At 58.8% G+C, this 24260-nt stretch carries 20 protein-coding genes, 1 tRNA gene and 1 pseudogene; 14 read left to right on the top strand and 8 right to left on the bottom strand.

What is annotated here, in order from left to right:
* Positions 1–36: 36 nt before the first annotated feature.
* The 3 genes from ACTG1K_RS16080 to ACTG1K_RS16090 form a co-directional block, all read right to left on the bottom strand.
* Positions 37–1656 carry a methyl-accepting chemotaxis protein gene (locus ACTG1K_RS16080; protein WP_440006016.1) on the bottom strand — a complete coding sequence of 540 codons (1620 nt, stop codon included), beginning with the start codon at positions 1654–1656 and terminating at the stop codon, positions 37–39.
* Between the two features lie 104 nt (positions 1657–1760).
* Positions 1761–3020 (bottom strand): dicarboxylate/amino acid:cation symporter, encoded by a 1260-nt coding sequence (locus ACTG1K_RS16085; protein ID WP_005334018.1) that lies wholly within the window; start codon positions 3018–3020, stop codon positions 1761–1763.
* Between the two features lie 155 nt (positions 3021–3175).
* The gene (locus ACTG1K_RS16090; RefSeq protein ID WP_440005152.1) at positions 3176–4348 is read right to left on the bottom strand and encodes an RNA-guided endonuclease TnpB family protein; all 1173 of its coding nucleotides are present in this window, start codon (positions 4346–4348) and stop codon (positions 3176–3178) included.
* Positions 4349–4399: 51 nt separating this feature from the next.
* On the opposite strand from ACTG1K_RS16090, the gene tnpA reads away from it, so the two are divergent.
* A complete protein-coding gene (tnpA, locus tag ACTG1K_RS16095; protein ID WP_440005151.1) occupies positions 4400–4825 on the top strand; it encodes an IS200/IS605 family transposase in 426 nt (141 codons plus the stop codon).
* A gap of 137 nt (positions 4826–4962) precedes the next feature.
* Here tnpA and ACTG1K_RS16100 read toward each other — a convergent pair whose 3' ends face one another.
* The 3 genes from ACTG1K_RS16100 to ACTG1K_RS16110 all read right to left on the bottom strand — a co-directional run bounded on the left by ACTG1K_RS16100 (position 4963) and on the right by ACTG1K_RS16110 (position 7130).
* On the bottom strand, positions 4963–5394 hold the full coding sequence (locus ACTG1K_RS16100; protein ID WP_041235087.1) for a CC0125/CC1285 family lipoprotein: 432 nt from the start codon (positions 5392–5394) through the stop codon (positions 4963–4965).
* 203 nt (positions 5395–5597) lie between these two features.
* Positions 5598–5674, bottom strand: a tRNA-Pro gene (locus ACTG1K_RS16105).
* Between the two features lie 112 nt (positions 5675–5786).
* Complete coding sequence (locus ACTG1K_RS16110; protein ID WP_005353068.1) at positions 5787–7130, bottom strand: dihydroorotase; 1344 nt, start codon at positions 7128–7130, stop codon at positions 5787–5789.
* A gap of 80 nt (positions 7131–7210) precedes the next feature.
* Here ACTG1K_RS16110 and ACTG1K_RS16115 point away from each other — a divergent pair, with 80 nt between their 5' ends.
* Entirely contained in the window at positions 7211–8086 is an 876-nt protein-coding gene (locus tag ACTG1K_RS16115; RefSeq protein ID WP_440006018.1) for a 6-pyruvoyl trahydropterin synthase family protein, read from the top strand.
* A 71-nt stretch (positions 8087–8157) separates the two neighbouring features.
* Here the strand turns inward: ACTG1K_RS16115 and ACTG1K_RS16120 are convergent, their stop codons facing one another.
* Positions 8158–10170 carry a methyl-accepting chemotaxis protein gene (locus ACTG1K_RS16120; RefSeq protein WP_440006020.1) on the bottom strand — a complete coding sequence of 671 codons (2013 nt, stop codon included), beginning with the start codon at positions 10168–10170 and terminating at the stop codon, positions 8158–8160.
* 252 nt (positions 10171–10422) lie between these two features.
* Here ACTG1K_RS16120 and hinT point away from each other — a divergent pair, with 252 nt between their 5' ends.
* From hinT to tyrA, 12 genes are all read left to right on the top strand, one after another.
* Positions 10423–10773: a purine nucleoside phosphoramidase gene (gene hinT, locus ACTG1K_RS16125; protein WP_005334033.1), complete on the top strand. Its 351-nt coding sequence runs from the start codon at positions 10423–10425 to the stop codon at positions 10771–10773.
* Entirely contained in the window at positions 10773–12209 is a 1437-nt protein-coding gene (locus tag ACTG1K_RS16130; protein WP_440006022.1) for a COG3014 family protein, read from the top strand. Before hinT ends, ACTG1K_RS16130 begins: the two co-directional genes overlap by 1 nt.
* Positions 12210–12292: 83 nt before the next feature.
* Positions 12293–12691, top strand: coding sequence for a YcfL family protein (locus ACTG1K_RS16135; RefSeq protein ID WP_108612840.1), 399 nt, complete (start codon positions 12293–12295; stop codon positions 12689–12691).
* Positions 12691–13287, top strand: a complete 597-nt coding sequence (gene lpoB / locus ACTG1K_RS16140) for a penicillin-binding protein activator LpoB (protein WP_005334041.1) — start codon at positions 12691–12693, stop codon at positions 13285–13287. The genes ACTG1K_RS16135 and lpoB overlap by 1 nt, the downstream gene beginning before the upstream one ends.
* Positions 13277–14122, top strand: coding sequence for a phosphotransferase (locus tag ACTG1K_RS16145; RefSeq protein WP_429150494.1), 846 nt, complete (start codon positions 13277–13279; stop codon positions 14120–14122). The genes lpoB and ACTG1K_RS16145 overlap by 11 nt, the downstream gene beginning before the upstream one ends.
* Positions 14123–14125: 3 nt before the next feature.
* On the top strand, positions 14126–14983 hold the full coding sequence (locus ACTG1K_RS16150) for a DUF6279 family lipoprotein (protein WP_429150496.1): 858 nt from the start codon (positions 14126–14128) through the stop codon (positions 14981–14983).
* A gap of 94 nt (positions 14984–15077) precedes the next feature.
* Complete coding sequence (locus ACTG1K_RS16155) at positions 15078–15512, top strand: hypothetical protein (protein WP_429150498.1); 435 nt, start codon at positions 15078–15080, stop codon at positions 15510–15512.
* A gap of 158 nt (positions 15513–15670) precedes the next feature.
* Positions 15671–17473 carry a protein translocase subunit SecD gene (gene secD, locus ACTG1K_RS16160; RefSeq protein WP_440006025.1) on the top strand — a complete coding sequence of 601 codons (1803 nt, stop codon included), beginning with the start codon at positions 15671–15673 and terminating at the stop codon, positions 17471–17473.
* A gap of 151 nt (positions 17474–17624) precedes the next feature.
* A complete protein-coding gene (gene secF, locus ACTG1K_RS16165) occupies positions 17625–18542 on the top strand; it encodes a protein translocase subunit SecF (protein WP_258720374.1) in 918 nt (305 codons plus the stop codon).
* A gap of 288 nt (positions 18543–18830) precedes the next feature.
* Positions 18831–20132 carry a glucose-1-phosphate adenylyltransferase gene (gene glgC / locus ACTG1K_RS16170; RefSeq protein ID WP_005334047.1) on the top strand — a complete coding sequence of 434 codons (1302 nt, stop codon included), beginning with the start codon at positions 18831–18833 and terminating at the stop codon, positions 20130–20132.
* A 409-nt stretch (positions 20133–20541) separates the two neighbouring features.
* Complete coding sequence (locus ACTG1K_RS16175; RefSeq protein WP_139407255.1) at positions 20542–21615, top strand: 3-deoxy-7-phosphoheptulonate synthase; 1074 nt, start codon at positions 20542–20544, stop codon at positions 21613–21615.
* Positions 21616–21749: 134 nt separating this feature from the next.
* The gene (tyrA, locus tag ACTG1K_RS16180; RefSeq protein ID WP_440006028.1) at positions 21750–22877 is read left to right on the top strand and encodes a bifunctional chorismate mutase/prephenate dehydrogenase; all 1128 of its coding nucleotides are present in this window, start codon (positions 21750–21752) and stop codon (positions 22875–22877) included.
* Between the two features lie 215 nt (positions 22878–23092).
* Here tyrA and ACTG1K_RS16185 read toward each other — a convergent pair.
* Positions 23093–24193, bottom strand: a pseudogene (locus ACTG1K_RS16185) (IS3 family transposase).
* Positions 24194–24260: the final 67 nt, after the last annotated feature.

Raw genomic sequence — 24260 nt, forward strand, 5'->3', positions numbered from 1 at the left:
CTGGCGGGGATAGCGTATGGATAACAACTCTCGGCGTTACTGAATGCGATAGCGGGATATCTGCTGGTGGATGCTCTCGGTGGTGACATTGAGCTCCTCGGCTGCGGCTGAGGTCTCCTCCGCTGTGCTGCTGGTTTGCTGCACGACCTGAGCAATCTGCTCTACCTGATGAGCGATCGACTCGGCGGCCGAACTCTGCTCGCGGATGGCATTGGTGATCTCGCCCACCTGCTCCATCACCCGGTGCGACGCACTGCGGATCTCGGCAATAATGGCCCCACTCTCTGTCGCCATAGTGACCCCCTGGCTCACCTTCTCCTCCACCAGATGCATGCGGGAGACCGTATTGTTCGACTCCTGCTGGATCGCCTCTACGGTGGCGGAGATCTCCTGGGTGGATTGGGCTGTGCGCTCAGCCAGTTTGCGCACTTCATCTGCCACCACCGCAAAGCCACGGCCGGACTCTCCGGCCCTCGCCGCCTCAATGGCCGCGTTCAAGGCCAGCAAGTTGGTCTGCCCCGCCACATCACGGATCACGTTGACCACACCGCCAATGCGCGAAATGCCCTCACCCAGCGCAATGACCTCGGCCGAGGCCTGCCGAATGGAGTCGGCGATCTCGTTGATGGCATGAACGGTGCGCTCGATGGTCCGGCCCCCCTCGGTCGCCAGTTGCCCCGACTCGTTGGTGATGCGGCTCGTCTCCTGAGTGCGCTGGGAGATATCTGTGATGCTGACCGTCATCTCTTCCACACCGGCGGCTATCTGACTGGTGGCATCATTGGCCTGATTAGCCGAGCTGGCCAAGTGTTGCGCTGCCTGAGAGAGGGATTCGGCAGTGCTCTTGATCTGCAAGCTGCCGACGGAAAATTCGGTAAATGTCTGTTGCAGCGTATCGAGCAGCCGGTTGACCGCATTGAGGGTCAGGCCAATCTCATCCTGCTGTTTCACATCAGCTCTCAGGGTAAAGTTGAGGTCGCGCTGGATCCGGGTCAGGGTATCCATGGCGGTGCGAAGGGGATTGGCCACCTGATTGAACAACCAGACAAACAGCCCCATCGTCAGCACGGTGGCACCACCGGCGATCAACAACAGGGTTTGCAGGCTGTTGTCGTAGTTCTCCTGACCCTGCTTCTTGAGCGCCAGTCCCAAATCCATATTGAAGTTGACGTGAAGCTCGATTGCCTTGGCAAATTGCTTGAACAGTCCGTATGCCTCTCCCGCCAGCATGTCTCTGGCTTCATCATTCTTGTTTTGGCGAGAGAGCTGCAGAACCTTGTCTATCTCCTGATAATATTGCGCGACAATGCGTTGATCATCGTCAGTCAGGCGCCGATCTTCATCATTGGAGAGCATCTCTGCCTTATATTTGTCGAGCAGCGAATTGATTTGTCCCCGTATCTCGGTGATACCCGTTTCAATCTGCTGCATCCTGCTTGAGTCGGTATTGAGCACATGCGTTTGTACCAGCGAGTGCAATTCATAGAAATCGGCCTGCACTTCCTTAATCAGCGAAATACTGGGCACCGTATTGTCCGTCACATAGCTCAAGTCTCGATTGCCAGCCCCAAGGCGGTTGATACTGAACCAGCTGAGGAAAACAAGCGCCAGCATAACCAGCAGCGCTATCAGTTGAAGCCGACGAGCAATGTTCATAACCGTACACTCCAGATGAAAACTATCTAGCAGTGTAGACGAGCCATAAACAACAACGGCCCGCATTGGCGGGCCGTTGTTGTTTATTTTTCATGGCGTTGTGATCAGGCTTTGGCTGGCTCACTCTCGCCCAGCGCGACGGTTTCACCCAGACTGTCTTCGGTCTTGGCCACCACGCTGGCGGCGATGGCGTTGCCCAGCACGTTGGTGGCAGAGCGGCCCATGTCGAGGAAGTGGTCGATCCCCAGCAGCAGCAGGATACCCGCTTCCGGAATATGGAACTGGTTCAGGGTGGCGGCAATCACCACCAGAGAGGCGCGCGGTACCCCGGCCATCCCCTTGGAGGTGACCATCAGCAGCAGCAGCATGGTGATCTGCTGGGCCATGGAGAGCTCGATGCCATACGCCTGGGCGATGAACATCACCGCGAAGGTGCAGTACATCATGGAGCCGTCGAGGTTGAAGGAGTAACCCATCGGCAACACGAAGCTGGCAATGCGCTTGTCACAACCGAACTTCTCCAGACGATCCAGGGTCTTCGGATAGGCCGCTTCGGAGCTGGCGGTCGAGAAGGCCAGCAGGATGGGTTCGCGGATCATCGCCAACAGCTTGATGACGCGACCACGCAGGAAGACGCTGCCCATGGCGATCAGCAGCAGCCAGAGACAGGCCAGCGCAATATAGAACTGGGCCATAAAGCTGCCGTAGGTAACCAGAATACCCAGCCCCTCTTTGGCCACCATGGCGGCGATGGCGCCAAACACCGCGAACGGCGCAAAGTTCATCACATAGCCGGTCACTTTCAGCATGATCTCGGCAGCGCTGGCCATCAGCACCACTACCGGCTTGGCCAGATCGCCGAGCGCGGCGGCAGCCAGACCGAAGAAGAGGGAGAAGACCACGATCTGCAGGATCTCGTTGGTGGCCATCGCCTCGACCACACTCTTGGGGATGGCGTGGGTCACAAAATCTTTCAGGGTAATGGCACCGGCAGCAATGCCCGAGCTGGCGGTGTCATTGGGCAGGGAGAGCGAGAGACCCACACCCGGCTGCATCAGGGTCACCATCACCAGACCCAGGCTCAGGGACATCAGGGAGGCCAGCATGAACCAGCCGAGGGTCTTGGCACCGATACGACCCACGGTGCGGGTGTCGCCCATCTTGGCGATACCGACCACCAGGGTAGTGAAGACCAAGGGAGCGATGATCATCTTGATCAAGCGCAGGAAGATATCGGTCAGGATCGTGATGTTATTGGCGAAATCCGCAGCCTGATCTGCGGCAAACATCCGATAGCCCTGGCCGGTGAGGATGCCAAACATCATGGAGATGAGGATGGCGACCGTCAGTTTATTCATTTTCATGGGGGAGTCCCGGTTTTGATTGGTGCAAGCCGTAAACAGTGGCGTGGGAGCCACTACAGTCCGTTTTTGTGATCCGAGCCGTTGATTCCTGGCGGCTGGTATGCTGGGAGAATGCGTGACTGCTCCCCGCCGCAAGCGGCGAGGCTTCCCACTTCTTAGGCCGCTACTGCCGAATTGGCAGATTTACGCTGGCCTCCATGGGTAGAAACGACGTGTCCCGCCGCTTTTAATTCCAATATGCCTTGCTGTCGGATGTTCATGGCCGCGTTGATATCCCGGTCATGCTCCGCATTACATGCTGGGCAAGCCCAACTGCGCTGATGCAATGGCATTTCAGGCATCTTGTGCCCGCAGCAGCTGCACAGTTTCGAGCTGGCAAACCATTGGTCTAGCTTGACCACGTGTCTCCCCTGCGCCTCTGCTTTGTACTCCAGCTTCATGATAAATCCATGCCAGCCCGCATCTCCTATGGCTCTGGCTAGGTTGTGATTCTTCATCATGTTCGCTGATTTCAATGTCTCTACGATGACCGCTTGGTTTTCGTCAACCATCGTTCGGGAGAGTTTGTGCTGAAAATCGGCGCGGGCGTTGGCTACACGTTCGTGCAGGGCGGCCAGCTGTATCCGTGCCTTCGCTCGGTTGGCGCTGCCTCTTTTTTTGCGAGATAACGATTTTTGCTTGCGCCGCAGATTGCGGCTGGCATTGATAAGGTGACGCGGGTTGTCGATCTTCTTGCCGTTGGACGCGATGAGATAGTGAGACAGCCCCATGTCGCAGCCTGTCACATCTGTGATGAGTGTCGGCTTGGCGGGCGCTTCGCAGCCATCATCACTGAGAATTGACGCGTAGTATTTCCCTGTCGGGCCACGGCTGATCGTGATGCTAGAGATTGTTCCTTTGATGTCCCTGTGGAGCACTGCTTTGATCGGCGTCATCTTCGGTAGCTGGATAGCATCGGCCAGTACCTTCCCGTTGGGGTGGTAGCTCGATTGCCTGCCCCGTTTGCTCTTGAAAGTCGGCATCCGAGCCTTGAGCTTAGGGTTGAAAAAGTTGGCAAATGCTTTGTCCAGATTGATCACTGCCTGTTGCAAGGCGAGGGAATCGTACTCTTTGAGCCAGGCATATTTGCGCGATTTTTTTGCCACCGCTAGTAGCGGTTTCAAGTCACGCTTGGGCTTCAGGGATACACCACGGCGCTTGAACATGTGCCGTTGAATACGAAGAGCCTTGTTGTACGCAAACCGCACAGCTCCGAACTGGGCATTTAAAAATGTAGCCTGTTCGTTTGTTGGGTAAAGGCGTACTTTAGTAGCTCTTTTCACGGTCACTGCTCACTGATAAAGTTCAGGCACTATATGCTTTAATTCGAGACATTTCAAATGAGTGAGCACAACATTGATTTCACTGGCTATCTGCGCAAACGTCATTCCGTCAGCAAGCTGGTTGTGCATTTAATCTTCACCACAAAGTACCGCCGCAAACTGCTCGACGGCACCATGATCGAACAGATGCGCCACGCGTTTTTGTCCGCAGCCGAGAAGTTGGAGGTGGAGATTTTGGAGATGGATGGAGAAGCCGATCACGTTCATCTTCTCGTTGCTTATCCGCCCAAGCTGTCCATCAGCGTGCTGGTCAACAATTTAAAGTCAATCAGCAGCCGCCATGTGCGGATTTTGAATACGCATCTACGGAAACAGAGCAATAGTGGGATGCTGTGGTCACGCTCTTACTTTGCCTGTAGCGCAGGAGGGGCCACTATCGAAACGCTGAAGGCGTATGTGGCATCGCAGAAAACACCAGATTAGCTCCCCTTATATCCCCGCCCGATTGGGCGAGGGTTTACGGGGCATTTGCTAAAAGCAGGGGGTAAATCTAGAGGCTTTATCCAGAATTTTATCCTGCCATTAGGTGTATGTGATATGGATCTTGCAAACCACCAATATTAATCACTGTTTATTTTGATTTCGGCGAGATATTTCGCATTCAGAGTTCGCTCATCGAGTGCCCGTGGCAACAGGCGAAAAGTGAGCAGCGCCGAGATGGTATGCTGCACCTGCATCTGGGCCATAAAGAGATCCGGTTCATCCTCGTCAAAGCCGAAGATCGGCCGTGATGGGGTCACCCTGACGGCATCACGGTTAATGGTCAGCTCATCGACCTTGAGCCAGGAGTAACCCTCTGCCAATGCCAGCTCCCCTGCCCGCTTGAGCACATATTTGCGGGCGGTCTCCCTGTCCACCAGATCGTTGCCGACAAACTCCAGTTGCCACTTGTCCGGGCCAAGCCGGGTCTGGGAGAAACCGGTCTGGCCGTTCCAGAATGACTTTTCACTCTCGTAAGGGGTGGCGCAGCCCACCAGCAGCAGGGTGAGCATCAGCAGACAACAGGGTTTAGATACGGATGCAGACACGAGAGGCCTCGACAGGCAAATGAGCAACAGAGTTGTTACTACACCATAAAGCGCGGTGGCTCCACAATCTGCTCACGCAAGCCATCACCACTGGCTTCGCGCCTGTGCGGCAAATTGCAGGCAAAAGAAAAGGCCTTGTCGTTTGACAAGGCCTTTTCCGGGGAATTTGGTCGGTGTGAGAGGATTCGAACCTCCGACCCTCTACACCCCATGCAGATGCGCTACCTGGCTGCGCTACACACCGACGGAGTCAGCTCGGCTGACGGGGGCAGAGTTTATGGAGATGACCCTGCCCTGTCAACAGGGAAACACCGTCAATTCCTCGGCCACGGTGCGTTCGCCTGCTTTACGAACAATCAGCGGTTAAAGGTCAGCCGCTTGCCCAGGATCTGGTCAGTCACCTGCCCGTTTTGCCAGGCGATCTGGCCGTTCACCAGCGTCATCTCCACCGTGCTGTGGAAGCGGTAGCCGTTGAAGGGCGACCAGCCACAGTGGTAGAGGATGTTGTCATCGTTGACCACATAGGGCTTGCCCAGATCCAGCAGCACCAGATCGGCGAAATACCCCTCGCGGATATAACCGCGATCCTGCACCTGGAAGCGCTCGGCTACCGCGTGGGAGGTCTTCTTGACGATGGTCTCCAGGGTAAACACGCCGTTGTGGTAGAGCTCCAGCAGCGCCTGCAAAGAGTGCTGCACCAGCGGCACACCGGACGGCGCCTTGAAGTAGCTGTTCTGCTTCTCTTCCCAGGTGTGGGGCGCGTGGTCGGTGGCGATGATGTCGAGCACGTCGTTGCGTACCGCATCCAGCAGTGCCTGCTGGTCGGCGGCACTCTTCACCGCAGGGTTGCACTTGATCAGGCTGCCCTGGGTCTCGTAATCGGCTTCATTGAAGAAGAGGTGGTGAACACACACCTCGGCGGTGATGTTCTTGTCCTTCAGCTCGCTCAGGTCGTGGCTGGCGGTAAACAGCGACAGCTCCTTGGCCGAGGTCAGATGCAGCACGTGCAGCTTGGCACCGTACTGCTTGGCCAACGCCACCGCCATGCTGGAGGATTTGTAGCACGCTTCGTCGCTGCGAATGCGGCCGTGCTCGCCCATCGGCACATTCTCGCCCCACTTGGCCCGTGCTGCCTCTTCCGCCTTGGCGATGGTCGGGGTGTCTTCGCAGTGGGTCACGATCATCACCGGGCTCTCGCGGAAGATGGCCGCCAGGGTCTCCTGATTGTCCACCAGCATGTTGCCGGTCGAGGAGCCCATAAACACCTTGACCCCGCAGGATTGCTTGGGGTCGAGACGCTTGATCTCTTCAAGGTTGTCGTTGGTGGCGCCGAGATAGAAGCTGTAGTTGGCGACGGAGGAGTTGGCGGCGATCTGGTATTTGGCTTCGAGGGCGTCGAGGGTGGTGGTCTGGGGATTGACGTTGGGCATTTCCATGAAACTGGTGGTGCCACCGGCGACGGCGGCGCGGGATTCGCTGGCGATAGTCCCCTTGTGGGTCAATCCCGGCTCCCGGAAGTGGACCTGATCATCGATCATTCCGGGGATGAGATGGCGACCTGCGGCATCGATAACCAGCGCATCGGGCGCCTCGATATCCGGGGCGATGCGGGCAATCCGTTCCCCCTCGATCAACACATCGGAGGCATAGATACGGCCTTCGTTGACCAAGGTGGCATTCTTGATAAGCAGTTTGTTCATGGGGGGTTCCAGTTCCTTTGCCGATAATCGCGGGTCATAATAGCGCAAAACTGCCCTTTCTCTGTAGCAAGGCCTGACTGATGAAGTTATTTGTAAGAGATTTGACCGTGATCGACTCCAGCTACCTCTGCGAACGCCGCGGCATGGTGGGGGAGAGCTGGCTGGTAGATATCGAAATGAGCGGTGAGCTCAACGAAATGAGCATGCTGCTGGACTTTGGCCGGGTAAAGAAGCTGATCAAGTCGATCATCGATGAAGAGGTGGACCACAAGCTGCTGGTGCCGACCGGGTGCCCGCTGATCCACGTCGAGACACTGGATGGTGACGAAAGCACAGTGGATCTGCTGCGCCCGGGTCGCTCCATCCATCTGCGCTGCCCATCCCAGGGCTTTGCCTTTATCCCTGCCCCGCAAGTCGATAAAGAGTCGGTGACCCGCTACCTGCTGGCGGTACTGGCCAAACGGCTGCCGGGCAATATCAAGGATCTCTCCCTGACCCTGCGTCAGGAGGCGATCACCGGAGCCTTCTACCACTACAGCCACGGTCTGAAGAAGCATGATGGCAACTGCCAGCGTATCGCCCACGGCCACCGCTCCCCCATCGAGATCCACGTCGATGGCGAGCGCGACCAGGAGCTGGAGCTCAACTGGGCCGAACGCTGGGGGGATATCTACCTCGGCACCGAGGAGGACAAGGTGGCGCTGACCGAGCTCGCTTTGAGCCCTCGCGCCAATGCCCTGCTTGGCGAGCATCACACCGGCTTCAAATATGTGGCGCCGCAAGGGCTGTTCCAGCTGGCCATCCCCACCGCCGAGGTGGAGATGATCGACACCGACACCACGGTCGAGCTGCTGGCCTGCTACATTGCTCGCGAAGTGAAGAAGATAGTGGGCGACAAGTTCGTCAAGATTGTCGCCTATGAAGGGGTCGGCAAGGGTGCGATTGCCTACGCCTGATCCCCTTGTCGCTGCAGCAATAAAGAGAAGGCCCCGCATCTGCGGGGCCTTGTTGTTTCAACTCTCGACCATCAGGCGCTGAGACGGAAGCGCTTGACCAGGCTCTCCTGCTGCTCGGCAAGGGAGTCCAGCTGCTGGCTGGTCTCGGCTACCCGCTCGATCCCCTGATAGTTGAGATCCGAGATATCGGAGATGCGGTTGAGGTTGGTGGCGATATCGGCGCTGGTGGCCTGCTGCTGCTCGGCGGCAGAGGCGATCTGGCTCGACATGTCGCTGATGAGCACCACAATCCCCTGCACCTCCTCCATGGCGTTGTTGGCGTGAGAGCTCTGATCCACGCAGCTATCCATCTCGCGAGAGCACTCCTGCATTACGGTCACCGCCTTGGCAACCCCCTGCTGCAGGTTCTCGATCATGGTCTGGATTTCGCTGGTGGACTGGGCGGTGCGCCCCGCCAGACTGCGCACCTCATCGGCCACCACCGCAAAACCGCGCCCCTGCTCGCCGGCCCGCGCCGCTTCGATGGCAGCGTTGAGGGCCAGCAGATTGGTCTGCTCGGCGATGCCGCGAATGACATCGAGGATATTGCCGATCTGGCTGCTCATGGCGCTCACATCACCAATCACCTTGCCGGTCTGTTGCAGCTTGCCCGCCAGTTGATGAGTGGTGGTGATATTGCCTGCCATCACCTTGCGTCCCATCTCGGAGGCCTTCTCCACATCCTGCACCCGCTCCAGAGTCTGGTTGGCAGCCTGCGCCACCTCCCGCACCGAGGCCTCCATCTGGGTCATGGCGGCGGCAACCGAGGCGGTCTCCTGCCGCTGTTTCTCCAGATCCGCCCGCACCGATTCGGTGGTGTGGCGATTGCCGTGGGCGGCATCGTTAAGCTGGGCCGACGCTTGTGAAAGCTGTGCCAGCACCTCCCCCATCTGGGCAATCAGCAGGTTGATCTGGCTGCCCAGCTGACCAAATTCGTTCTTGCTGCGAAAACCGATGCGCTGGGTCATGTCGCCCTGGGTCACTTCGGTCAGCACCCGCAGCAACTCCCTGAGCGGACGGCGAATGGCCTTGCCCAGGGTATAAGCCACCAGCATGGCGATCAGGATGGCGACGACGATGCTGGTTCCCTGGGTCAGAGTGCTCTGGCTCTGAGTGGCTTTGGCGTGCTGAATGCTTTGACTCATCAGCTGCTGACTCTGGCCGGTGATCCGCTCAAGCCGGTTCTGGATCTCGACGATCAGGGCGCTGGCCTGCTTGCTCTTCTCCCGCATCTGTTCCTGCTGCTTCATCAGCGCCAGATACTGGGAGAGCACCCCTTCGCTTGCGGTGGTGTCGCGCACGAAGCCGTGAACATAGTGGCCCATGTCGTTCTCGAAGTTCTTGAGCTCCCCCTGGAGATCCTTGATGGTGCTGTTGAACCCCTCGATCTGCATCTTGTTGCGCTTGAGCGCCCCTTCGATGGGAGCCGGAATAGTCTGATTGAGGGCGTCCATGGTGGAGAGTTCAATGGCGGAGAGCTTGGTGGTCAGGGTCTCGGAGAGCATCTTGATAAAGCTGTCGTCGATGGTGACCATCATGTCACCCAGACTCTTCTTGAACTGGGGCAGACTGACCTGAAACTGCCCCTTGGCCAGATTGACCTTGTGCAGTCGGGTGAGCAGCGCCTCGTGTTCGCCGGGCAGGGTATCGGTCAGTTGCAGGTAGCTGTCGACCTGCTGGCTGAGGTTGCTCATCTCCCCTTGCAGTTCGGGGTGGTGGGCGACCTGCTGGCGCAAGACGTCGAGGCTCTTGCCCACCGCGGCCTTGGCTTGTTTCAGTTCGGCCACTTCGGCCGGCAGCTGTTTGGGGTCCTGCTCGGTGAGCACATCCCCCAGCCACTTGTTGGCGCTGAGCAGGGTGATCTGGGTCTGGCTGCTGGCAATCACCAGCGGCATAGACTGCTGGGTAACCTGCTCCAGTGCGTTCCCCAGGGTCTCCTGACTACGAAATGTGAGCAGTGAACTGGCCACCATCACGGCCACCAGGATCGCGAAGCCAAGGTAGACTCGCTGCAAGATGGAGAGATCCGACATTGTTTGTTTCATTATTGTCCCGCTGTATATGCAAAAGTCCCTTGCCTGAGTACCCCGTCCTTTTGATACCCTGCAGACCACCCTGAACAGGCGTTGCAGATGACGTCCCTCTGGCTATCGGTATTTTTAACAATAAATGAAGGGAATGGGACATCAGCTGTGTCAAATGTCGGCTTGTGTCACACTTGGCGTGCTGCTCGCCCCCCTTTCGGGAGCCGCTTGGGGTTCTAGTTCAATTTTCTGTTTCATATAAGGGAGTTAGCCATGGCGCAAGAAACCATTTTCAGCAAAATCATCCGTAAAGAGATCCCCGCCGACATCCTTTATCAAGACGATCTGGTCACCGCATTCCGGGATATCCAGCCCAAGGCCAAAACCCATATTCTGATCATCCCCAATGTGCTGATCCCCACCGTCAATGACGTGGAAGCCGAACATGAACTGGCCCTTGGCCGGATGTTCACCGTGGCCCGCAAACTGGCCGCTGAGGCTGGCATCGCCGAAGATGGCTACCGCCTCATCATGAACTGCAACCGCCACGGCGGGCAGGAGGTCTACCACATCCACATGCATCTGGTCGGTGGCCAGCCGCTGGGACCGCTGCTCAGCCTGTAATGAATCGCCACGCCTCTACCTGCCGCAGCGCCCTGTTGCTCTGCGGCGCCCTGCTGTTGCTGGGAGGCTGCGCCTCCCGCTGGCAGGATATGTTCGTCTCCTACTCCGATCAGATGGTGCCCCTGCGCAACCAGCTGCTGCTGGGCCATGCCGCCGAGGCGCTGCCCGAGGTGCGCGACTCCACCCTTGGGGATGACACCTTTGTACTGGATCGGCTCGAACAGGGGCGAATTGCCTGGCTCGCCGGTCAGGATGCGGGCAGCAAGCAGGCGTTCACCGCCGCCGACAGCCGCCTTCAGTGGGAGGACAATCAGGCCGAATACCGGCTGAGCCACGGTCTGGATCAGGTGGGCAGTCTGCTCACCAACGACCAGTCGATGGCCTATCGTACTCCCGATTACGAACGCACCATGCTGCATCACTATCTGGCCCTCAACTATCTGCAACGGGGTGATGCCGATGGCGCCCTGGTGGAGGTACGCCGGGCCAATCAGGTACAGGAGCAGGCTCTGAAACGGCGAGCCGATGAGGTGCGCAAGGCGAAGGATGAGAGCGAAGAGGCCAGGGCTGAAGGTGAGATGCGCCAACTGATGTCGCGCGGCGCACCGGATCTCAACCGGTTGATCGGCAAGGTCAAAAACGGTTTTCAGAACGCCTACACCTTCTATTTTTCCGCCGTGCTTTATGAGGCGGCCGGGGATCTCAACGATGCCTGGGTCGACTATCAGCGCGGCTACCAGATAGCGCCGGACAACCGTAGCCTGCAAGATGCCTTGCTGCGTCTGGCGCGGCTGCGTGGCTCACCGGACGAGATCCGCGAGACCGAGAAAAAGATAGGCCGCAAAGCACCGCCGCTTGCAAAAGATCAAGGCCAACTGGTGGTGCTGTTTGAAGATGGTTTGATCCCGGCACGGCGCGAACTGTTCCTGCCGCTCCCCATCTCCACCTCCCGCGGCGATTTTCGCACCTTTACCGTCGCCATCCCCTATTACGATAATCGGGCCAGCAACACCGGCCCGCTGACGGTGGAAGTCGGCAAGCGGGCCTGGCAGACCAGCGAGCTGGTCAGGCTGGAAGCGCTGGCCGCCAAAGATCTGCAAGAGCGGCTGCCCGGCATGCTGACCCGCCAGGCGCTGCGGCTGGTGGCCAAGGAGCAGATGCGCCGCACCGCAGCCAAAGAGGGAGGGGATGTGGGCAATATTCTGGTGGGGATCTTCAACACCCTCTCGGAGCGGGCCGATACCCGCAGCTGGCTGACGCTGCCAGCTCAGGCATCGAGCTGGCAGGGAATAGTGCCGGCAGGTGACATCAATCTCACCCTGGGCGCGGGGGCAGCCCAGCGGCAATTGCCGCTCACCATCCACAAGGGACGCATCACCCTGGTCTGGGTACAGCGCCTCGGCGCCGGTCTGACCACCCGGGTGATGCCGCTCTGAGCAGACGGCGAAGAGAGATGAGCAAGACAATTAACCGGGCAGGCACACACGCGGCCCCACTCACCCCGATTAAGGAGAGCAAGATGAAAGCATACGGGTTGGCCCTCGGGCTCGCGCTGCTGCTGACCGGCTGCGCCACCAACACCTCAGGCGTGGCGCTCTATGGCCCGGCGGGCGGTGCACCCACGCTGGAGCAGCATCAAAACGTCAACGTCACCCTGACCGAGCTGAGCCGCCGCCAGCAAAATGGCCTGCTGCAGGTCAATGTGGCCGCCGCCAGCACCCAGCGCGGCGATAACAAGCTGCAATATATCTTCTATTGGTATGATGAGGCCGGTCAGGAGGTCGCCAGCGATGGCCGCGGCTGGACCCCCATCAAGCTGCATGGCTATCAGACCCGCACCCTCTCGGCCCTGGCGCCCAGCCCGGCGGCGCAGGGTTACCGGATTTACGTACGCGAAGTGATTGAGGAATCCAACTGATGAAAATGAATCATGCCCTGCTGATATTGACCTCTGCATTGCTCTTGGGCGGCTGCTCCAGCACCACCGTCAGCTATGGCGATCCGACCGAAACCGAAACCGTCACCGTCGATTACGGCTCAAGCGACCTGCAGGCCATCGCCGACAAGATGGCGGACTCCATGCTGGCGTCGCCAGCCACCAGCGAGATCACCGCAGGCGGTCGTCCGGTGATGTTTATGGACTCTATCCGCAACAAGACCTCCGAGCACATCGATACCGAAGCCATCACCGATACCATCCGCACCAAGTTGCTGCGGGCCGGCAAGTTCCGCTTCGTCGACATGAGCAAGGTGGCCGCCGTCAAGCAGCAGCTCGAATACCAGCAGAGCAGCGGCATGGTGGATCCTGCCTCCATGGTGCGTCTGGGCAAGCAGACCGGTGCCCGCTACATGGTCTATGGCAACCTCGCCAGCATCGTCAAAGACAATGGCAAGGTGAAGGATGTCTACTACCAGATGACCATGAACCTGATGGATCTGCAAAACGGCGAACTGCTGTGGGCCGATCAGAAAGAGATCCGCAAACAGGCGAAGAAATCCACCTTTGGCTGGTAACAGGCTCCCGCAGACAGGCAACTGTGATCCGCTACTGGCCAGCCTGCCCGCCCCCTGGCGGGAGGGGCAGCTGGAACCACTTGGGTTAGGCCTGACCAACTGCAACTATCGACTGCGCCTCCCCTCGGGGCGCAGTTACTTTTTGCGTCAGGGCCACTCCGACCCGGTGCGCCTTGGTATCGACCGTCCCACCGAGTGGCAGCTTTATCAGGGGGCGATGGCCGAAGGGTTGGCACTGTCTTGCCACTATGGCGATCCCGCCAGCGGTCTGATGCTGCTCGAATGGTGCGATGAGCCAAACTGGGTGCTCGCGGCACCACCGGCAGCCGATCAGCCCCGTCTGCTGGCTGAGGTGCTGCGCAAGCTCCATCGCCTGCCGCTGCCTGAGGTGGTGATGGCGGTGCGAGCCCACGCCGCGGGCTATCGCGCCCGACTGGCCCACATTCCCTCCTGGCTGCCCGCCCTGGAGCGGGGCTTGCTCGCCAGCAGTGAGCCAAATGATTGCTGGCGCCCTTGCCACCATGATCTCAATCCGGCTAACTTGTTGGGAAGCAAACCCTGGGTCATCGACTGGGAGTATGGCGCGGCAGGTCACCCCGGCTTTGAGCTCGCCAGCATCCAGCGCACCCATGAGTGGCCCGCCGAGCGGCGTGACGAGCTGGAAGCGCACTATCTGCAGGCCGTGCCGCGCCACCAGTGGCCCGATTTTCAGAGCGAGGCATTTTTACCCTGGGTCGACTATATCGGCCTGCTCTGGGCCCTGCTGATGGCAGAGCAACAGCCCTCACTCGACTATGACACCCTGATCGCCATCAACCGGCAACGACTGGAGTAACAGATGATAAACAAGGTGCGCTGGCACAAGCCGAAAACCTGGGGTCTGCTGCTGATCGGCCTGCTGCTGACCGGCTGCTCCACCCGGGTGATCTACTACTGGCTCGATACCGCCATCATCTGGCAGCTGGATGACTACTTTGCCCTCTCCTATTCGCAGAAGGATCTGCTCAGCCGCGAAGTGAAGGGGCTGATGGCCTGGCACCGCCAGCACGAGCTGCCTCGCTACGCCAGGGATCTCGATGCACTGGCCAAGGCGGTGGCCAGCCCCATGACGCCGGAGCAGATCTCGACCAATCTCGATGCGGTGCAGCAGAGTCTGACCCGTACCCTTGAAAACACTATCCCCCGCGCGGTCAGGCTGGCGCGCACCCTGACCGACGAGCAGGTAGCCCGCTTTATGACCGATCGGGTCAAGCGGCAACAGGAGCGACAAAAGGACTTTGCCACTGAGCCCAAAGAGCAGATGCTGGCGGAGTTTCGCGACAAGATGAACAAGCGGCTCGAGTTCTGGATTGGCGAGGTGAAACCGGCACAGGCACCACTGGTGGCCCAGTGGGCCGAATGGCAATACGAGCTGATGCCCCCCTGGCTCGAGTTTCAGGAGTCCTGGACCCAGGAGCTGGACAGGCTGATGAAGCAGCGCCAGAGTCCCGACTTTACCCGCGAGCTGACTGACCTGCTGGCTGAGGGGGATGGGCTGATGGATGGCCGCTTTACCGGCTATACCGAACAGTCGCGCCAGCGTACCGTCAACTGGCTGAGCACCATGAGCCAGTCGCTGGATATCTCCCAGCGGGCCCATCTCTACTCCCTGCTCAAGGGCTACGCCCGCGACTTCAAGCAGATGAGCGGCAGCTGACAAACGGCACCGAATGGTGCCGTGCGCCCGAGCAACCTTGTTCAAACCGGGCGCTTATGGTAGTTTGCCCTTCCTATTTATCGGGAATTAACTTTTGCGCCTTATCGACAAAGTAAAACTGGTGCTGGTAACTCTGGTTATCGCCCTCACCCTGCTTTGTTCCATCGCCCGAATGGAAGGCTCGCTGCTACCCGCATCTCCCCACAGTGAACAGCAGCAGACTCAGGTGTTCAATCAGCTTAGCGACAGCGATGATGGCATCATCAAGTTTGTCGGCAGCCATCAGAATCACCTGCTGCGTCTCGAACAATCCCTGCGCAGTGACAACCAGCCCAAGAGTGTGGTCTACGAGCTGATCCAGAGCTGGTCGGCCCAAGCCATCCTGCTGTTGCTGCTCGGCTGGCTAATGCTGGCACCCGAGCTCTATCACAAACAGAGTTTTCGCGATCGCTTTGGCGCGATCCACCGGCGCCATCTACAGCGCCAACATCTGCAATACCGCTTCACCCAGAGCTATCTGAGCGCCTGACCCCGGGGGGGTTGGCACATCCACTGTTTGCTCATCTCCTCTTCCTGACGGATCCGGCGGCCGCCTGATCCGCATCTGATGCATCCCATTTTTTGCGCCTTGCCGAGCCTTGTTGCTATCGGCCCGGGCACCATTCTCCTGACAGAGGCTTGTTTGCCATGAGAAAGAGCAATCGCACCGTTCTCAACCGCATGAGCAAGTGGCAGTACGCACTGCTGCTGTTGATGCTGTTGACCTTTACCTTTTACTCCCTGCCCACCTTTTTCGGTGAGCAGCCCTCCCTCGGCCTGCACGGACAGCAGCGCCTGACCACCCAGCAACAGATGCTGCTGAGCGACAAGCACCTAGCACCGGTCAAGGTGATCGAGCAACCTGAGCGAGTCGAGCTGGTCTTTGCCAGCCAGGGCGAACAGCAGCGCGCCAAGCAGTTGCTGGAGCAGCAAGGGGTCGACAGTGCCGCCCTGACCCTGGAGTTTCACTCCAACGCGCCGGCATGGATCACTCGCCTCGGCGCCGATCCCATCAAGCTGGGGCTCGACCTGCGTGGCGGCTCCCAGCTGCTGATCGGGGTGGACGTGGACTTTGTCATCGACAATCAGACCAAGAATCTGGTGGACACCCTGCGCACCCGTTTCCGTGAAGCCAACCTGCGCGGCGCCAGCGTCACGCGCACGGCACAGGGCGCCGTAACCGTCACCCTGCCGGAGGTCGCCGAACAGGAGAGCTGGCTCTCTATCATCAAAGAGAGTGCCGGTACCCGTCAGGATCAGTGGAAGCTGACCCGCTCCGGCAATGATCTGAAACTGGTGCTGAGCGAGGCGGAGCGTACCCTGCTGGTCAACAACGCCGTGACCCAGAACCTGTCGATCCTGAAAAAACGGATCAACGAGCTCGGCATCGTCGAGGCCTCGGTGGTGCGCCAGGGGCAGGATGGTATCCGTATCGAACTGCCTGGGGTACATAACCCCAAGCAGGCGAAAGAGGTGATCGGCGCCACCGCCTCGCTGGCCTTCTACGAGGCCAAAGCCGACAGCCATTTCTATATCGCCGATCGCAACGGTCAGGCTGTTGGCATGGCGCGCAAGCCGGTACTCACCGGCGAGCACATCGTCGATGCCCGCGCCAACATGGGCGAAATGGGTCAACCCCAGGTCAATATCGTGCTCGACACCCTGGGTGGCAGCAAGATGAACCAGTTCAGCCGCCAGCATGTGGGCAAGCCGATGGCGACCGTCTTCACCGAGTACAAGACCAACGCCCAGGGCAAACTGCGCGCCCAGAGCGAGGTGATCAACGTCGCCACCATCCAGACCGCCCTTGGCAACCAGTTCCGCATCACCGGCATTGGCAGTCTGCCGGAGGCGCAAGAGCTGGCCATGCTGCTGCGTGCCGGCGCCCTCACCGCCCCGCTCAAGATCCTGGAGGAGCGCTCCATTGGCCCGACGCTGGGGATGCAGAATATCGAGGCGGGCTTCACCGCGCTGGCCTTCGGCATGGCAGGCATGATGCTGTTCATGATGGCCTGGTACCGCAAATTCGGCTGGGTTGCCATCACGGCGCTGGTCGCCAACCTGTTGATGCAGGTCGGCATGCTGGCAGTGCTGCCGGGCGCCGTGCTGACCCTGCCGGGGATCGCCGGTCTGGTGCTGACGGTGGGCATGGCGGTGGATACCCATGTGCTGATCTTCGAGCGGATCAGGGACCGTCTGCGAGAGGGTGGCTCACTGGCCAACGCCATCGACTTTGGCTATCGCTCGGCCTTCCACACCATTTTCGATGCCAACATCACTACGCTCATCTGCGCCGTGGTGCTCTACTCCATCGGCTCCGGGCCGCTGCAGGGCTTCTCCATCACCCTCATCCTGGGTCTGCTCTCCAGCATGATCACCGGGATCTGGGGGACACGCGCCATCATCAACCCCCTGTGGGGACGCAGCAGCGAGCGCACGCTGAAGGTGTAACGGGACAGCCGTCCCTCTGATGAGCGGCTTTGGCTGCGCCATCGGCTATGGATATGGCCGGAGCGGCCAAAGCAGAACACTATTTTCCCGGCGTGTCGCGACACGTCGTGATGGGCCAACAGCCTGGTGCTGGCTGGCCAAGGAGATAATTATGTTGAGAATGATCGTTGCCATGGGGCTGACCCGTTGGCGTTATATTGGCCTGTGGGCTTCCATCCTGCTGACCGTGGCCAGCGTTGCCATCTTGCTGGTGAACGGCCTCACTCTGGGGCTCGATTTTACCGGCGGGATCCTGCTGGAGTTTCATATCCAGACCCTGAAAGAGGCCCATGAGCTCAATGCCATGCTGGTCTCCCCGCTGGCGGGAGCCGTTGAGCTGAGCTCGGCCGGTATTCCCGGCGAGTGGCTGATCAAGCTGCCCCCCCACGAACTGCCCTGGCCCGCGGCAGATCTCACCACCATGCTGACCCAGCAGTTGGGGATGCCGGTCGAGTTGCTGCGCACCACCATCGTCGGTCCTCAGGTGGGTGCCGAGCTGTTCCAGCAGGGGATGCTGGCGGTACTGGTGGCTTCGCTGGCGATGTCGGCCTATCTGGCGTTTCGCTTTGAGTGGCGTCAGGCCATCGGCATCCTGCTCTCGGTGGTCCATGACGCCATCGTGGCGCTGGGGCTGCTGTCACTCTTTCAGATCGAATTCGATCTGAACATCATCGCCGGTTTGATGGCGGTGATCGGCTACTCCCTCAACGACAGCATCGTCATCTCGGACAGGCTGCGGGATCTGCTGAGCTCGCGTACCCAGATGGGCATCCACGAGTGCTCCGATGTGGCCATCAAGGCGACCTTCAGTCGCACCATGATCACCTCGGGCACCACCCTGTTTACCGTGGGCGCTCTGTTGCTGTTTGGCGGTGACGCCCTCTACGGCTTCTCCTTCACCCTGTTTGCCGGGATCCTGGTGGGCACCGTCTCCTCCATTACCGTCGCCTCGACCGTGCAGGAGCTGCTTGGGCTCACCCCTCAGGCCTACCAGAAGAAGAGCGAGGAGCCACTGGCCAACGCAGCCTGAACCTTGTTAACCAGGCCCGGCTTACCGGGTCTCAACAAACCGGGCCCCTGCCAACCATTGGCAGGGGCTTTTTCATCCCTCCTCTCGGTCTCTCGCCGTCCCTTTTGTTGCTCGGCTCGCTTCAATTGACAACTGACCATATTGAAAGCAATGACGGATCAACCCGTCATTTTTAATAACAAAAAGGTCATTTTATTACGTCAGAAACCATAAAATGTGACTGAAAGCACTTTCTTGAGGGCTCAAAGGAGGCAACATTGTAGTGATTTATCTACAAAGGGATATGAGATGTTGTTACAACCTGCCAATACAGCAAAATCCAGACAGTTGCTGAACGAGACCATGGCTTTGGTACTCGCAGGAGGGCGGGGTAGTCGCCTCAAACAGTTAACCGACAACCGTGCAAAACCTGCCGTTCATTTCGGCGGCAAATTCCGCATCATCGATTTCGTGCTCTCCAACTGCATCAACTCCGGCATCCGTCGGGTCGGTGTCGTGACCCAGTACAAATCCCACAGCCTGTTGCGCCATCTCCAATCGGGCTGGTCTTTCCTGCGCTACCAGATGAACGAGTTTATCGATCTGCTCCCTGCCCAGCAGCGGGTGGATGAGGTGAACTGGTATCGGGGTACCGCCGATGCGGTCTACCAGAATCTGGATATCATCCGCGATCACGCCCCCAAATATGTGGTGGTGCTGGCAGGCGACCACATCTACAAGATGGATTACGCCGCCATGCTGCTCGATCACGTCAATATGGGCGCCAAGGTGACCGTTGCCTGCATCGAGGTGCCACGCAGTGAAGCAAGCGCCTTCGGGGTAATGGCGGTGGATGATGATCGCAAGATCAATGCCTTCGTCGAAAAGCCCGCCAACCCGCCCGCCATGCCGGGCAAGGCCGACACCGCGCTGGCCTCCATGGGCGTCTATATCTTCGATGCGGAGTATCTCTATCAGCTGCTGGAAGAGGACATTGCCAACGAGCAGTCCCATCACGATTTCGGCATGGACGTGATCCCCCGCGTGGTGAAAGAGGGCACCGCATTCGCTCACCCGTTTGGCATGTCCTGTGTCGGCTGCTGTCCGGATCGCCGCCCCTACTGGCGCGATGTGGGCACCGTGGACTCCTTTTGGGAAGCCAATATGGATCTCGCTTCCGTCACGCCTGAGCTGGATATCTACGATCAGGACTGGCCCATCTGGACCAGTCAGAACATGACTCCTCCCGCCAAGTTCGTGCAGGACCGAAACGGCCAGCACGGCATGACCATCAACTCCATGTTTGCCGGGGGCACCATCGTCAGTGGCTCTTTCATCCTGAGTTCGGTGCTCTTTACCAATGTGCGGGTCGACTCCTTCTGCACCCTGGATCAGGCCGTTATCTTCCCGGGAGTTGAGATAGGTGCCGGTTGCCGACTGCGCCGGGTGGTGATCGACAAGGGGTGCAAACTGCCGGAAGGCACGGTGATAGGTGAAAACGCCGATGAAGATGCACGTCGCTTCCACCGCTCCGAGCAGGGCATAGTGCTGGTCACCCAGGGGATGCTCACTCGCCTGAACAAAGAGCTGCAGGGAAAACAAAAGCGCTGATCCGCAGCCAGACGGGATCCCCCTTCCTACCGCAAAGGGAGCCATTATGGCTCCCTCTTTCTATGGCTGACCAGATAGCCACCTCACACCATCATTGCCATCGCGTTGCAGTCTCCCAGAGATACCATTTACTGTGGGTAAACAGCTGGGCAACGCAGCCTTCACACCCTCAAACTGTAAACATTAAATTACAAAATAACCATTAACCCTCCGAAAACCTCTCTGTATTATTCCTGTTCGCACTATATAGCAGCTCCTTTATCTGACTTTTTAGCGGTAAATCCGCTAGTTTCACTTGATTGTTTGTTTTTCCTTGGTAAGGTGAGGGCGGTTGCGTAACAAGGCAGGTACCAACGTAAACATATCGGTACAATCGCTTTTGGCTTAATACAGTAGAGAGAATGAAATCATGCAAAGAGACCCCCTGAACAACATCCACATCCAGTCCGAACAAGTGATGATCACGCCTGCCCAGCTCAAGGAGAAGTTACCCATCTCCGACAAGGCGCTGGCATTCGTGCAAGGGGCCCGCAATACCATCGCCGACATCATTCACCGTCGCGATCACCGCTTGCTGGTGATCTGTGGTCCCTGCTCCATCCACGACATGGACGCCGCCAAAGAGTACGCAACCAGACTCAAAGCGCTGCATGATGCCTATCAGGACTCTCTCTACATTGTCATGCGGGTCTACTTTGAGAAGCCGCGCACCACGGTAGGCTGGAAAGGCTTTATCAACGACCCCAATCTGGATGGCACCTTCGATGTGGAGCTGGGGCTGCACCGTGCCCGCGAGCTGCTCTGCTGGCTGGCGGAGCTGGAGTTGCCGCTGGCCACAGAAGCGCTCGATCCCATCAGCCCGCAATACCTGGCCGAGCTCTTCTCCTGGTCAGCCATCGGCGCCCGCACCACCGAATCCCAGACCCACAGGGAGATGGCGTCCGGCCTCTCCATGCCGGTCGGCTTCAAGAACGGCACCGACGGCAACTTGGGGACTGCCATCAATGCGCTGCAGGCGGCCTCCTCCCCTCACGCCTTTATGGGGATCAACCAGCAGGGCCAGGTTGCGCTGCTGCAGACCCAGGGCAACCCGGATGGCCACGTGATCCTGCGCGGCGGCAAACATCCCAACTATGACTCGGTCAACGTGTCGCTGGCGGAAGAGGCACTGGAAAAGGCGGGCCTGCTGCCCGGTCTGGTGGTAGATTGCAGCCACGGCAACTCCAGCAAGGATCACCGTTTGCAGCCCAAGGTGGCCGACAACGTCATCCACCAGATCCAGGAGGGCAACCGCTCCATCATCGGGGTGATGCTCGAATCCAACCTGTTCGAGGGAAACCAGTCCAGCGAGCAGCCCAAGGAGCAGATGCGCTACGGGGTCTCCATCACAGATGCCTGCATCGACTGGGACACCACCGCTACCCTGCTGGCCCGCTGCCACAACCAGCTGGCTGACCCCCTCAAGGGCAGAACTGCACGATAAGCCGTGGTATCTTGTCGTAACCTATTGAACAATCGAGGTATCACCGCTGGTGGCATCAAACCGCTCATGCCGTGATACCTTGTTGCATCTTGATTTTCAGGGCGCCGCCGCTGCGGCGCTAGCAGGGACTGGATATGGCTGAAGAGTTGAATGTACTCAGGGACAAGATAGATGCGGTGGACAAGCAGCTGATCGATCTGCTGGCCGCCCGTCTGGCCCTGGTGGGAGAAGTGGGTGAAGTAAAGAGCCGCCACGGCCTGCCCATCTATGCACCGGATCGGGAAGCGAGCATGCTGGCCCGCCGCCGCGCCGAGGCCGAGCAGTTGGGGGTGCCCGGCGATCTCATCGAAGACGTGCTGCGCCGGGTGATGCGTGAATCTTATGCCAGCGAGAAAGATACAGGCTTCAAATGCATAAAGCCGGATCTTGGCAAGGTGGTCATCATCGGCGGTGAAGGCCAGCTTGGTCGGCTGTTCGGTCATATGTTCAGCCTCTCAGGCTATCGGGTCGAGACGCTGGAACAAGCCGACTGGCCGCGCGCTGACCAGATCCTCGCCGGAGTAGGTCTGGTGATGGTGGCGGTGCCCATCGATATCACCTGCCAGATCATCGACCGCCTCGGCAACCTGCCCGCCCACTGCCTGCTGGTCGATGTCACCAGCGTGAAAGCGGCGCCGCTCGAACATATGCTGGCGGTGCACCAAGGGCCGGTACTGGGACTGCACCCCATGTTCGGGCCGGATGTGGCGAGTCTCGCCAAGCAGGTGATCGTCTGCTGCCAGGGTCGTGACCCCGCCGCCAGCCAATGGCTGCTGGATCAGATGACCATCTGGGGCGCCCGCTTGCAACAGGTGGAAGCCAAGGCCCACGATGAGGCGATGACCCTCATTCAGGCACTGCGTCACTTCGCCACCTTTGCCTATGGCTGGCACCTCTCCCGGGAGCAGGCCAATCTGGATCGTCTGCTGAGTTTGAGCTCCCCCATCTACCGGCTGGAACTCGCCATGGTGGGGCGGCTGTTCGCTCAGGATCCCCACCTCTATGCCGACATCATTTTGTCGTCACCGCAGAATCTGGCGATGATCCGTCGCTACTACCAAAACTTCGGCGAAGCGCTGGGGCTGCTGGAACGGGGGGACAGGGACGGTTTCATCGATGCCTTCTCGCAAGTCTCCGGTTTCTTCGGCGAGCATGCCGACCAGTTCCTGCGTGAAAGCCGCATGCTACTGGCCCAGGCCAACGACCGCCGCCAACACGGCTAATCCTGCAAAAGTAGCAACGCTCAAGGGAAGATACTCAGGCATCTTCCTTTTTTGTTTGTTACGGTCCCGTCCTAAATATGGTTTACACCTTTCCCCCCAATAAATGGAGAATCCGATGGGACAAGGTGTGAAACGGACACAGCGCGATTACTCGCTGACTTTTAAACTGGCGCTGGTCGAGCTGGGGTGTCCTGGCAAGATCGGACAGTCTCGGATCAAGCAGCCTGAGCTGTTCTCCAATACCTCTTGTTAAACTCCGCCGGGCTGACATTGCCAAGTCGTGAATGCCGACGTTGGCGGTTGTAAAAAATCTCTATGTATTCCTGGATCGCTGCCTTGGCCTCTGCTCTCGTCTTGAATCTATGGTGGTGAACCAGTTCATTTTTAAGAGACCCCCAGAAGCTTTCTATCAGGGCATTATCGAAGCAGTTCCCCTTGCGTGACATGGAGGTCTGCATGCCAAATTGTACCTAGAGAGCCCGGTAAGCCTTGGCACAGTGCTGACTGCCCCAGTCTGTGTGATGGATAAGCCCTACGGGCGGCCTCTTCTGCTGCACAGCCCGAAACAGCGCCTGACTGACCAACCCGGTGGTCATTCGTTCTTCCATCGCATAACCCACTATCTCACAGGTAAACACATCCTTGAGACCAGCCAGATAAAGCCAGCCTTCGTCGGTAGCGATATAGGTGATATCACCGGTCCAGACTTCGTTGGGCTTCGTCGGCGCAAAAACCTGACCAAGGAGATTCTCCGCCACCGGCAGGGAATGAGAAGAATGGGTTGTCGCCTTGAATTTGCGCTTTTGTTTGCAAGACAACCCCATTTCACGGCGCAATCGCCCAATCCGGTCCCGTCCGGCGTAAAATCCTTCGGCGGCCAACTCAGCTTGTAAACGCGCTTCGCCATAGGTCTGCCGTATCTTGCTGTGAGCAGCCCGAATGGCGACCTTGAGTCGTTCATTTTCTTGTTGGCGCTGTGACGGTGGACGCTGGAGCCAGTGGTAGAAGCCCGCACGAGATACCTCCAGATCATGGAAACGGGATAGAAGTCCTGCTGGTTGGCTATCCACGCGTACTTGGCAGTGACTCCTGAGCAAAGTACGCGGCGGCCTTTTTTATGATGTCGCGCTCCATGTTGGCTTGTGCGAGAGCTTTGCGTAGCCGGGCCACTTCAGCCTCCAGCTCGGCTGGCAGAACGCGGGCCGATGTGTATCCTTTCCTTCTTTGGCTGCGACCACCCAGTTGCTCAGTGTGCCCTTGGCTATACCCAACCTTCTGGCGGCTTCAGCTTGGCCAAGGCCTTGCTCCAACACCAGTCGAACCGACTCTGCCCGAAACTCTGGTGAATTGTGTTCTCTCTATTTCATTCAATACCCCCGATTG

Source organism: Aeromonas sp. 102P (genome assembly GCF_051920345.1).
Lineage (GTDB): Bacteria > Pseudomonadota > Gammaproteobacteria > Enterobacterales > Aeromonadaceae > Aeromonas > Aeromonas veronii.